The sequence below is a fragment of the Herpetosiphonaceae bacterium genome, from assembly GCA_036374795.1.
Lineage (GTDB): Bacteria > Chloroflexota > Chloroflexia > Chloroflexales > Kallotenuaceae > LB3-1.
Genome location: DASUTC010000081.1, coordinates 21381 through 33207, shown reverse-complemented (window position 1 = coordinate 33207; position 11827 = coordinate 21381). Strand labels below are relative to the sequence as shown.

At 63.5% G+C, this 11827-nt stretch carries 10 protein-coding genes; all 10 read left to right on the top strand.

Annotated elements, in window-relative coordinates:
• The first annotated feature begins 163 nt into the window (after positions 1–163).
• The 10 genes from VFZ66_05660 (at position 164) to VFZ66_05615 (ending at position 11818) form a co-directional block, all read left to right on the top strand.
• Positions 164–1027, top strand: a complete 864-nt coding sequence (locus VFZ66_05660; GenBank protein HEX6288655.1) for a sugar phosphate isomerase/epimerase family protein — start codon at positions 164–166, stop codon at positions 1025–1027.
• A gap of 4 nt (positions 1028–1031) precedes the next feature.
• Positions 1032–2048: a phosphotransferase gene (locus VFZ66_05655; GenBank protein ID HEX6288654.1), complete on the top strand. Its 1017-nt coding sequence runs from the start codon at positions 1032–1034 to the stop codon at positions 2046–2048.
• 178 nt (positions 2049–2226) lie between these two features.
• A complete protein-coding gene (locus VFZ66_05650) occupies positions 2227–3228 on the top strand; it encodes a hypothetical protein (protein HEX6288653.1) in 1002 nt (333 codons plus the stop codon).
• Between the two features lie 102 nt (positions 3229–3330).
• Positions 3331–4776 (top strand): nucleotidyltransferase family protein, encoded by a 1446-nt coding sequence (locus tag VFZ66_05645; protein HEX6288652.1) that lies wholly within the window; start codon positions 3331–3333, stop codon positions 4774–4776.
• Positions 4763–5878 carry a DegT/DnrJ/EryC1/StrS family aminotransferase gene (locus VFZ66_05640; GenBank protein ID HEX6288651.1) on the top strand — a complete coding sequence of 372 codons (1116 nt, stop codon included), beginning with the start codon at positions 4763–4765 and terminating at the stop codon, positions 5876–5878. Before VFZ66_05645 ends, VFZ66_05640 begins: the two co-directional genes overlap by 14 nt.
• Positions 5879–5916: 38 nt before the next feature.
• Positions 5917–7041: a nucleotidyltransferase family protein gene (locus VFZ66_05635; GenBank protein HEX6288650.1), complete on the top strand. Its 1125-nt coding sequence runs from the start codon at positions 5917–5919 to the stop codon at positions 7039–7041.
• A 144-nt stretch (positions 7042–7185) separates the two neighbouring features.
• A complete protein-coding gene (locus VFZ66_05630; GenBank protein ID HEX6288649.1) occupies positions 7186–8580 on the top strand; it encodes an amidohydrolase family protein in 1395 nt (464 codons plus the stop codon).
• Positions 8577–9530: an aminoglycoside phosphotransferase family protein gene (locus VFZ66_05625; protein HEX6288648.1), complete on the top strand. Its 954-nt coding sequence runs from the start codon at positions 8577–8579 to the stop codon at positions 9528–9530. Before VFZ66_05630 ends, VFZ66_05625 begins: the two co-directional genes overlap by 4 nt.
• Positions 9531–9538: 8 nt before the next feature.
• Positions 9539–10288, top strand: a complete 750-nt coding sequence (locus VFZ66_05620) for an SDR family oxidoreductase (protein ID HEX6288647.1) — start codon at positions 9539–9541, stop codon at positions 10286–10288.
• Positions 10289–10519: 231 nt separating this feature from the next.
• A complete protein-coding gene (locus tag VFZ66_05615; protein ID HEX6288646.1) occupies positions 10520–11818 on the top strand; it encodes a glutamate-1-semialdehyde 2,1-aminomutase in 1299 nt (432 codons plus the stop codon).
• The last annotated feature ends 9 nt before the right edge of the window (positions 11819–11827 follow it).

Sequence of the window (11827 nt, the reverse complement as noted above, 5' to 3'; positions counted from 1 at the left end):
GCTGCACGATATGTCGGTGTTCACCAACAAGATCCTGAACCGGGAGTACACGCTGTGCTAGCGTGGTCGGGGGACGAGAGTTCAAAGTTCAAAGTTCAAAGTTGAACGAACTCGAAGCCTCGAACTTGAAACCTGGAACTTGAAACTTGAAACCTGGATGTCTATGTTGATTCCAACAGTCGATCCGGCGACGATAGGCTTTGACGTACCCTTTGTCGAATACCTGGAGATCGCGGCAGCGGCAGGCTTTCGCGCGGTTGAGTTTTCAATCGAGCACGCCAGATCGTTCGTTCAGGCACACTCGGCGCGGGATCTGGCGGCGCTCACTCGGCGGCTAAACATCGAGCTGGCGCAGTTTACCTGCGGCACGGGCGTACCGAGCAACGTCAGCGTCTCGGCGGGCGAGTTCGAGCAGAGCGTGCGGCGCTGGCAGGATAACTGCGCCTTCGCGGCGACACTCGGCTGCCGCCGCGCGTCGGTGCTGGTCAACAGCGCCAAGGGCAACGGCTACGAGGAGGACGGGCTTACGCTCACGGCGGGCGAGCTGCACGATCGGCTGCGGCTGCTCTGCGATCATGCCAGCGCGCACGGCATCACGGTAGCGGTGGAGTTTGTCGACGCGGAGATGATCGCGCTGGCGGGCGAGATCGTGGGCGGCGCTGGGCGCGATAATCTTGGGCTGCTGCTGGATACCTACGGACTCCACAAGGTGTCCGATCCGCTGGCCTATGTCGCGGCGCTGCCACAGGGCACGATCGTCTGGCTGCATCTGGCCGATACGGTCGTCGAGCGCTCGCAGCCGCCGGGCGAGTATGTCAAGCCGCTGCGGGTGCTGCCAGGCCAGGGCAACCTGCCGCTCGGCGCGATCGTCGAGGCGCTGCGGCGGCAGCATGGCTACCGGGGCTATGCCTCGGTGGAGGTCTATGGCTCGACGATCATGGCGCATCAGCCGTTCGGACGACGGGCTGATCTGGCGGCGGCAAGTCTCTTCGAGGGCGCGCTGCGCTCCTGGTTTGTGAGCGCCTAGCGGCATGGTAGACGCGGCGTTTTCGGATACGCTCATCGGGAGCGTGCTGGCGGAGTTTGGTGTCGCCACGTTCGACGGCGCGCGGCGGCTCGACAGCGCTTCGCCCAATGCGTCGTTCTGGATCACGGCTGGCGATCAGCACTATTTGTTGCGGTGCTGTCGCCGCGACCCGCGCCTGGAGCGGCTTCGCTGCTTGAGCGATGTGCAGCAAACGCTATCTCGGCTGGGCGTGCCGGTGCCACGGAGCTACGCCGCGCGCTCCGGCGAGCTGATCGTCGGGCGGGCCGGGCTGCTGTGGCAGTGCGACGAGTTCATCGCGGGCGAGAGCTACGACTACGCCAATCTCCGGCATACCGTCGAGGCGGCAAGGTGCCTGGGAGCGATCCACGCCTGCGCCGGGCAGATCCGGCCAGCGAGCTACTGCGGCTACGACCAATCGATCGAGCTGTGGTGGAAAGCGCCGGAGCGGCTGCTGGATGCGACCTGGCGGATCGCTGCGGGCTGCGCGGAGCGCGCCGATCTGTGGCGCGACGCCTGGAGCCGCTTCGCCGCGTTTGCCGGTCTGGTCCGCGAGTGGCTGCCGTGGTCGGTCTACACCACGCTGCCGACGCTGTGGACTCACGGCGATTTTCACGGGCTGAACATGAAGTATCGCGGCGATCGGCTTGTGGCAATCTTTGATTTCGAGTTCGCCGATCTGCGGCCACGCGCCTACGATGTGGCCTTTGCGCTGCTGATGCTGGCGCGCCAGGGTCGCGGCGGGTATGTTTTGCGGCCCGACCGGATTCGCTGTTTCATGCAGCGCTACCAGGCGACGACAGCGCCGCTTGCTCCGGCTGAGCGCCAGTCGATCCCTGCGATGATGCTTATTTCGCAGTTGCCCGATTATGGCTACCTGATGACGCTGGCGCGGCATAAAGGCGCGGCTGAGGTCGATCGTGCGGTGCAGTACTGGCTGAGTGTCCTGAGCGCGATCGAGGCGCAGCGCGAGATGCTGCCGGGCTGTCTCGATGTTGGCTGAGCATGGGACGAAAGAACAACGAACCGGGTGCCATGCGGGTGCCATGCCCAGAGGGCGCACAGAGAGCAAATGAATAAAGGAACAAGGGAAGAACCAAGCGCTGAGAACCAAGAACTAAGGAAGCTCGAAACTTGAAACTTGAAACTTGAAACTCGAAGCTCGAAACCGGGAGCGTCAGATGACTCTAGAGTATGCATTGTTCCATCGCTATGACGCCAAGATCGTCGTTGCCGCCGAGCGTGACATGATCGCCGAGCTGGAAGATCTGGCGGAGATCTACATCCCGATGCGGCGGGTCGACGGGCCGCTCCCCGGCGTCTGGACCGTCTCGTGCGGTCGCGAGGCTACACCGCCAGATCTCGGCTTCCAGCGTCTACTCGAAGAGTCGCCGGGCGAGCCGCTGCGCGAGACGTTTGTCAATGCCGCTGCGCGATGGATCATGCTTGATTTTGAGTCGCGCGAGTGGCAGGTGCAGAACACGCTGCGGATGATCAGAAACGTGCTGCGGGTCGAGCTGTACGAGGCCAGAGCGCTCTTTTTGCACGGCGCGATGGTCGATGTCGCTGGCGCGGGCGTGGCCTACCTGGGGCACAAATGCGCGGGTAAAACATCCTCGACGCTCGCGGCGCTGTCGCAGGAGGGTGTCAACTTCGTCAACAACGACGATCTGACCGTGCTGCCCTGGCTCGGCACGCCGCGCACGCTGGGCTGGCCGCGCGTAGTCGGCATCCGCTTCGACACAGTCGACGCGCTGGAGGCGGCGCATCCAAGGATGCGCGATCTGCGGCATGACCTGCGGCATCCAAGCAACCGAATCGAAAACCCGCCGCGCTACTTTTTTTACCCGAAGGAGCTGGCCGCCGCCTGTGGCCGCGCGGTTTCGCCTGAGGCCGATCTGCGCTTTTTTGTGTTTCCGCGCTTTTTACCGCGCGACTCCAGAGGCGCGTATCTTGAGCCGCTGCCGAAAGCGGAAGCTCTTGAGCTGCTCAGGCAAAATCTGGAGCCGGTGCCCGATAAATACAACCTTTTCCTGCACGACTACTACACCTTTCCCGATCGGGCCTACCTGAACGAGCAGCTCGAAGCGCTGGTCGAGCGAGTACCCGCCTACGTGCTGCACCAATCGTTCTCTTCGCTGGTGGACGGCGCGAAGCTCATAGTCTCGCTGGCGACGAGCTAGCCGGGGGCGCAGAACAAAGAACAACAGAACAAAAAGAGAGAACTAAGAACCAAGAACCGAGGACGAACAACGTTGAACTTGGAGCTCGAAACGAGGAAGCCTGTGTCCGATCGGATGGACCGTTTACAAGCAGATTTTACTTTCGAGACATTGAGCCGCCTGCTGCTGACGGAGCGGGATTGGGAGCAGGCGCGTCGGGCGGTCGACGTGTTCCGGCAGCGACCGGCGCTGCTTCAGCGGTTTCTCGACAATCCGAAGACGGTCAGCATCGTCTATCACAACCTGATCGAGGCCAGTACGCGCTGGCCGGGCAGCGTAGCAGCCGAGGCGCTGGAGCAACTCAAAGCCATGTGCGATGATCGGATTGGCCGCCGTGATGCGTCGTTCGACGAGATGCTGGAGATCGTCGTGGCTGCCCGGCGCGAGCTAGGCATCGAGATCCTGCTGATCAAAGGCTACTCGGTCGGTCGGTTCTATCCCGCGCCGTACGAGCGGCTGACCAACGATGTCGATTTCATGTTTCGCACGGTCGAAGATGCCTATGTCTTTTACGAGTGGATGATCGATCAGGGCTACACGCAGCACGAGAAAGAGATCTCATGGTTCAAGCAAGATGCGGCGGGCAGAGTCTACGGCCAGATCAACCTGCTCAACGTGAAGCAGCGCCACCGGCTGCGCTTCGATGTCCACTACACCTACTACTCAATCGGCTACTCCGGCTACCTGGACGAGGATCTATGGCAGCACGCGCTGCCGGTCACGGTGCGCGGCGTCGAACTCCTGGTGCTGAAGCCGTCCTACGCGCTGATCATCCTGTTCGCGCACCTACTGTCGCACGGCTATGTGCTGGTCAAAGACGTGAACGACGTCGCGGCGATCCTGCTCAACGCGCGGTTGGACTGGAACGAGGTTGCGAGTCTCGCGGCGCGGAGCCACCTCGACGGCATTATGCGGCACGTGATTCAGCGCGTCGCGGCCCTGTACGATCATCCGACGATCCAGGCGCAGGCGCGGCAGGCGCTCAAGGTGCTGAGATCGGCCAGACACACGCGGCTCTGGCGCTTCTATCGGCGCAGCCGCTATCTGCGCGCCGCCGTGAATGCGATCTACAACTATCAGGCCGAGCGCTCGCGCACCGGCAAGCGATGGCACAGCCTGCAAGGCGCGTTCGAGTGCCTGGTCTACTACACGCGCAGCTTCGATCTGGCGCTGAGGCCACGTACCCGGCAGGAGCGGCTGGCCCTGGCGCTGATCTCGACGCCGAAGCTGCTCGCCGGTGGCGTGACACCCAGAACGTGCGTCCGGCTCTACGAGTTGGCGGCGGTAGAGGGCCTGGCCGAGCCGCCGAGGTTGCCCGTGGCGCAGCATACGTACGGCCAGGGCAGGCTCGTCTACGTCGAAGACGAGCATGTCGGGCTGATCCTGAGCAACCGGCACGCCTACCTGCCGACGATCGATTACATCCTCGATCCGCGCCAGATCGAAGCGGGCCGAGCGCTGGTGCGGCAGCTTGTCGCGGCGCGGGAGGCGATCCGTGAAGCGGTATGAGCACTGGCCGCCGAACGAGGAGGCGATCCTTGAGTCGATCCGCCAGTCGTTCCAGTCGGGCCAGTGGTGGCACAGCCAGGGCGCTGCCGTTCGTGAGCTGGAGACGCGCTTTGCCCGGATGCACGATGCCCGCTTTGGACTTGCCACGTGTAACGCGACGCTGGCGCTCGACGTTCTGCTGCGCGGCCTTGGCATCGGACCCGGCGATAACGTGGTGCTTCCGGCCTACAGCTTTTACTCGCCGGTCTACAACGTGGTGCAGGCCGGAGCGACGCCGGTCTTTGTCGATGTCGATCCCGACACGCTGACGCTGGATCTCGATCAGCTTGCGGCGCTCGATCTTACCGATGTGAAGGCGGTCATCGCCGTGCATATCAGCGGCTCCGTCGCGCGACTAGATCGTCTGGCCGAGCTGTGTCGCGCGGCGCAGGTTCAGCTCATCGAGGACTGTGCGCAGGCGCACGGTGCGAGCTATGCCGGTCGGGGCGTCGGAAGCTGGGGCGTGGCCGGATTTTTTAGCTTCGGCGGCGCGAAGCTGATGAGCAGCGGGCAGGGCGGCATCATCACCACCTCGGACGAGGAGCTGTACGAAACATGCTACGCGATCGTGCATCGCGGGCGGGGCGTGGGCGGCGGCGTCAATCGCCGTGGCATCCTCGGCGGCAACTATATGCTCGCGGATCTCGCGGCGGCGATGCTGCTGCCACAGCTGGACGTGCTGAACGCACTGTGCGAGCAGCGCGCGCGCGTGATCGATTTTTTGGAGCAGACGCTGCCGACGATCCCCGGATGCAGCATGCTCAAGCCGTATCCGCAGGTGACGTGCCGTGCGCAGTACATGTACTCGTTCCGCTACGAGGCCGCCGGAGACGATCGAGATGCGCTGCTCGACCGTGCCAGGCAGCGCCAACTGCCCTTTATTCCGGGCTACAACTGCCTCGCCGACGAGAAGCGTCTCTTCAACCAGTACGCGATCGATCGGTCGTATCCGGTCGCGCGCGCGGCCCAGACGAGCGTGATCGGTATTTTTCACCCGTATTTGCTGCATGAATTGGACTACTGGCAGGATGTCGTAGAAGCGTTCGCCGCGATGGTGCAATAGCCCCTAGGCTGTGGTCATGTGTGTAGAGGAGCGAGACGATGGGACAGGCATACGTACCGGATCTTCAGCTCGGCCCCGAATGGGCGCTGCTTGAGCTATCCTGTAGAGGACTTGCTACGCCTGAGGAGCGGCAGCTCTTCGAGCAGCTCGTCAAAATGCCGATGCTCAACTGGGGCGAGCTGCTGGAGCAGGCGATTCGACATAAGACTCTGCGGCTGCTCACGTATCATCTTGAGCAGACCGATATGATCGAGGAAGTGCCGCGCTACATCAAGCATACGATGATCAACGCGATGCGCCTGGGCCTGTATGAGATCGAGATCTACCGCCGCGAGGCCGCGCGGATCGTCACAGCCTTTGCCGAGGCGTCGATCCCGATCGTCGCGACCAAGGGCATCGCGTTCGAGTCGACGATCTACCACGGATCGGGCGCGCGCTACATGGGCGATCTTGATTTCATGCTGAAGCACGACTACAAAGATCGCATCGTCGAGATCATGGGCGGCCTTGGCTACGCCGAGGGACGGCGCGACTGGGCCAAAGGTCGCGCCCTGCCCGTCACGCGCAAGGAGAAACTGATCTACCAGATGAGTCCTGATCATCTGCCCAAGCTGATCAAGCTGAATAACGATCGCTTCGTGCCGACGACGGTCGTCGATTTTGCGTTTTCGATGACCTGGACCAATAGCGAGTACGAGATTCCGCTGGACGACGCCTTTCAGACGCGAGCCTACCAGCCGATCCCGCAGATCGACGATGTGCAACTGCCGGTCTTCGGGCCGTCGTACCACTTCCTTTTTACGATCCTGCATTTCTTCCGCGAGGCCTGGTTTGTCAGGCTGTGGAGCACCAACGCCGACGTGAACCTGATCAAATGCGCCGACATCATCTTGTTCTGGCAGCGGCATCCTGAGCTGCACACGCAGGCATTCGCCGATCTGCTGCGCAGCTATAACATCGTGCAGCCGGTGATCTGGGTGCTGGCGCATATCGATCGCGCGTTTGGCACCGATATGGTGGAGGTGCTTGCGATGCAGGATGCCGTGAGCGAGGATTGGCTTTCAAGCCTGAAGCCGTCGGGCACGACCGCCGACCGCTGGCGCGGCACGATGCGCGAGCGGCTGCGCTCTAAAAATCGGCTTGAGCTGCTGGCCGATGCCTGACGGCTGGGGCTCATAGCGAGAACAGCGAAACAAAGAACAAAGGATACGATGTTTGTGCGCCGGGCGCCCATGCCGGGGTACCCTTTGGGTCTGGCACCCGCATGGCACCCGGTTTCGTTGTTCTCTGGAGGAGCACAGCGCTACATGGATCGCACGGGTCGTCTTCAGTTAAATGCAGATTGGGTGCTGCCGATCGCCACGCCTCCGATCCGGCGCGGCTGCGTTGTCGTCGAAGGCAGCCGGATCGTGTTTGTCGGCGCGCAAGACTCCGCGCCGCAGCTCGGTGCCGAGGTGCGCGAGTACGGCCCGGCGATCCTCATGCCGGGCCTGGTCAACGCCCACTGCCATTTGAACTATAGCCTGCTGCGCGGTCGACTCGATTTCAGCGATGCCTTCTGGACCTTGAAGCAGATCAGCCTGATCAAGCATCAAGTGCTGACCGAAGAAGATACCCGCGCGGCGGTCGCCTTCGGCGCGCTCGAATCGATCCGCTTTGGCATCACCACGGTTGCCACCGTCGTCGACCGGCATTACCTGTACACGCCGCGTCTGAGCGCTGCCCTGGGCCTGCGCACGATGGGCCTGCTGAGCATCAAGCGCAAAACACCGCAGCTAGAAACGCTCGACGCGCTGCTGGCGGAGATCGCCGGGCCGCAGCAGGACGGCCTGCTCTCGGTTGGTCTGATGCCGCATACCGTGTACAGCCTCGCGCCCGAACGGCTGCGCGAGGTCAGCCGCTACGCAGCGCGGCGCGATCTCAGGGTGTTCATCCATCTGGCCGAGCTGCGCGAGGAGCTGGATTTTTTCAAGCGGGTGCCACGAGCCTACACCGAGGTGGGCGAGGGCCTGCGGCTGTTCTACGAGAACAACGACGCCGTGAGCAGCCCGGTCGACGCGGCCTATCAGGCGGATCTGCTGACGAGCCGAACCGGCGCGGTCCACTGCGCGCAGCTCGACGATCGAGACATCGAGCTGCTGCGGCAGGCTGGCAGCTCCGTGGTGCTCTGCCCGCATACGAATCTGCGCATGGGCAACGGCCTTGCGCCTGTGCATAATCTGCTCGCGGGCGGCGTCGAGGTTTGCCTGGGCACGGACAGCGCCGCGACCAGCAGCCGCTACGATCTGTTCGACGAGATGCACCTGCTGGCCTTTGCCAGCCGCATGGCGCAGCCGCACCTGCCGGAGCTGGCATCGGAGTGGATTGTGCGCGCGGCGACGTTGAGCGGAGCGGCGGCGCTTGGCCTGGACGATCAGATCGGCTCGCTTGAGCCTGGCAAGTCCGCCGATCTGATCGCGGTCGCGCTTGACCCGCTGGCGTGTATGGGCATCGATAATCCGTACGATCTCCTGGTCTATGTCTGCCGCTGCACCGATGTCTGTCTGACGATGATCGACGGGCGCGTGCTCTACCAGCGCGGGCATCTGCTGATCGACGAGGCCGAGGCGATTCTTCAGCAGGCGCGCGCCGCGACGGGCCACATCGGGGAGCGGCTGCTGCATGCTCCGGTGCTGCCGATCTCAAAGGAGTCGACCGAATGAGCCACGAGCCAGGGACGGTTGCCGAAGCGTTGCGCCGGAGGATCGGGCCGCAGATCACGATCGCCGAGGCGCGCAGGCTGAGCGTCGGCTTTGGGCACGCGGCCTGGTACCTGCGGACGGTAGAGCAGGGCGCGTTCTTGCTCAAGATCGCCACGCGGCAGCCGACCGACTACTACTTCGCGAATGAGATTCACGCGCAGCAGCGCATGCTGCAACACGGACAGCCCGTGCCGGAGATCGTCGCGGTCTGCCACGCGCCCAACGAGCTGGGCCAGCATTTCTATATCCAGCGCTGGATACCGGGAGAGGATGGCACGACCGCCGTGGCGGCGATGTCGGCGCGGCAGCGCAGCGCGTTTGCCTGCGATTTTGGGCGGGCGGTCGCGCTGATGCATCGGATCGAAGGCGCGGCCTTCTCCGAGGATGCGCTGGGCGAGAACGTGCTGCCCTCCTGGCGGGATCTGTGCGCCACACGCCTATCGGACCTGATCCGGTCGAATGTGCAGGCGGCAGTGCTGCCCCCCGACCGGCTTGCGATCGTCGAGGAGCGCTGTGCCCGCATGATCGCCGAGCTTGCATCCGACATCGCGCCGGTGTTTACGCACCGCGACCTGTACTTGCCGAATACGCTGGTGCATGAGGGCAGGTTCAAGACCGTTATCGACTTCGAGAGCGTGCGATTTTACGATGGCCTCTGGGATTTTGTAAAGCTCTACGCCTGGGTCTTTCGCCACTATCCAGAGATGGAAGCGCCGTTTCTGGCGGGCTACCGGAGCGCGCAGCCGTGGCCCGCCGACGCGGCCAGGCGGATTTTGCTGTACCAGGGCCTCGAATATTTGGCCGCGCTGCCCTACTTCGCGCGGCAGTATCCGAGCCCGGATCGGCTGCGCGAGTTTCAAGGCTTGATGGCGCAGTGGCTCTCCGAGCGCGCGGTATCAAGTATGGGGTGAGGTGTGCTTTGACCGATCGGGCTGTTCTTGTCACGGGAGCCAATAGCGGCATCGGCGCGGGGATTACGCGGCTGCTGAGCGCATCGGGCTACGCTGTGCTCGGCACGTACTTTTCGCATCCGGAGCGCGCCGACGAGCTGCGGTCCAGCCTGAGAGCCTCCGGCGGACGAGTGGCTATGGTCCAGGCCGATCTGGCCGATCCGCTGTACGATTATCACGGCCTGGTCGCGGCGGCGATCGATGAGCTTGGCGATCTTAACGCCGTGGTCAACTGCGCCGCCGAGGTCAGCACGATTCGCTTTCGCGACGTGACGACGGACGACTTCGATCGGCTGATCTGCCTCAACTTACGCGCGCCGCTCTTTATCAGCCAGGCGGCGTTTCTGGCGCATCAGGCCGGAGTCTGCCGCCTGACGGCGATTGTGAACATATCCTCCGTGAGCGACCGCTATGTCTGGCATGGCCCGGCCTATGAGGCCAGCAAGGCGGGGCTGTCGATGATTACGCGCTCGATCGGCTTCGAGCTGGCGCAGGCCGGGATTCGCGTCAACGCCGTCGCGCCCGGCAGCGTTGCCTCGGAGCGGTCGCTGGCCGAGCCGGGCTGGAGCCGCGAGCTGATCGGCGAGATCGTCCCGATGGGGCGCGCTGGCGAGCCGGAGGATGTGGCGAACGTCGTCCATTTTTTGCTCTCGGATGCGGCGGCCTATCTCACCGGCCAGGTGCTCTACGTCGACGGCGGGCTGTCTCTGCGGTTGTAGAGAACGAAAGGGCCGTCAGGCCGGAGGTGTGGGATGTCCCCCACCAATTCCTCCCCGCTCCTATCGCACACGAGCGGGAACGGGACCCGCGCGGATGGGGAAGGGCGGGCGCCAGACCGGGTGCCATGCCGGGTGAGGGCCTGTCGATAAACAAAGAACAAAGGGACGGGGCTGGAACTTGAAACTTGAAACTCGCAACTCGCAACTAAGCGCCGTCAGGAGCAACAGAGCATGTTTCCAAAGAGTCATCAGCTTTCCGATCAACTGCGCTCGCTGGTGCCGAGCGGCGCGCACGCCTTTTCAAAAGCGGCGGATCAATGGCCCGCGTGCTCGCCCAGGATGCTCTCACACGGCAAGGGCGCGTGGGTCTGGGACATCGACGGCAACCGCTACGTTGATTGGTTTACCGGGCTGACGACAGTTTCGCTGGGCCACGCCTATCCCACGGTGATCGAGCGGGTCGCGGCGCAGCTTGCGCAGGGCCAGAACTTTCAACTGCCGACCGCGCTGGAATACACGGCGGCGCGGACCTTCCTCGACACGATCGCCCTGGCCGAGATGGTCAAATTCGCCAAAGACGGCAGCACGGTTAACGATGCCGCGCTGCGCCTGGCGCGAGCCTATACCGGGCGCTCCTATGTCGCCAAGTGCCGTGACCAGCCGTTCTTTAGCTACGGCGACTGGTTCATCGGCAAGACGCGCTGTAACAACGGCATTTTGCCGGAAGCCTACCAGTACACGCTGGAGTTTCCGTATAACGACCTTGAGTATCTGGAGCGGCTGTTTGCGACCTATTCGGAGCAGATCGCGGCGGTGATCGTCGAGCCGGTGCGCTTCGATCGTCCGCAGCCCGGTTTTCTGGAGGGTCTGCGCGATCTGTGTACCCGCGAGGGAGCGCTGCTGATCTTCGACGAGGTAGTTACGGGCATGAAGTACCACCTCAACGGCGCGCAGGCCATGTTCGGCGTGCAGCCCGATCTGACGACCTGGGGCAAGGGCATCGCCAATGGCTTTGCGCTGTCGGCGCTGACGGGGCCGCGCGCGATCATGGATCTGGGCGATACAACGCAGCACGACGGCACGCGCATCTTCCTGCTCTCGTCGACCCACGGCGGCGAGAGCAGCAGCCTGGCGGCGATGATCGCAACTGTTGAGACGTTTGCCGCGCACGATCTGATCGGCCAGAACTATGCCTGTGGGCGACAGCTCCGCGAGCAGGGCATGACAATCCTGGCCGAGTACGGCATCGCCGAGCAGGTCGAGTTCATCGGCTACGATTGCTTCCTGGCGATGAAGTACCGCGACGCGCAGGGGGCGGAGTCGCGCGCGTTCAGGACGCTCTTTTTTCAGGAGTTGGTCAAGCATGGCGTGCTGTTTCGCGGCATCTTCTACCCCACGGTGAGCCACCGCGACACAGAGCTTGACGCAACGCTGGCGGCATTCCGCCGTGCCGCCGAGACGTACCGGGCCGCGCTTGAGCAGGGCGTCGAGCGCTATCTGGTCGGCCCGCCGATCGAGCCGGTCTTGTAGGCGACGTGC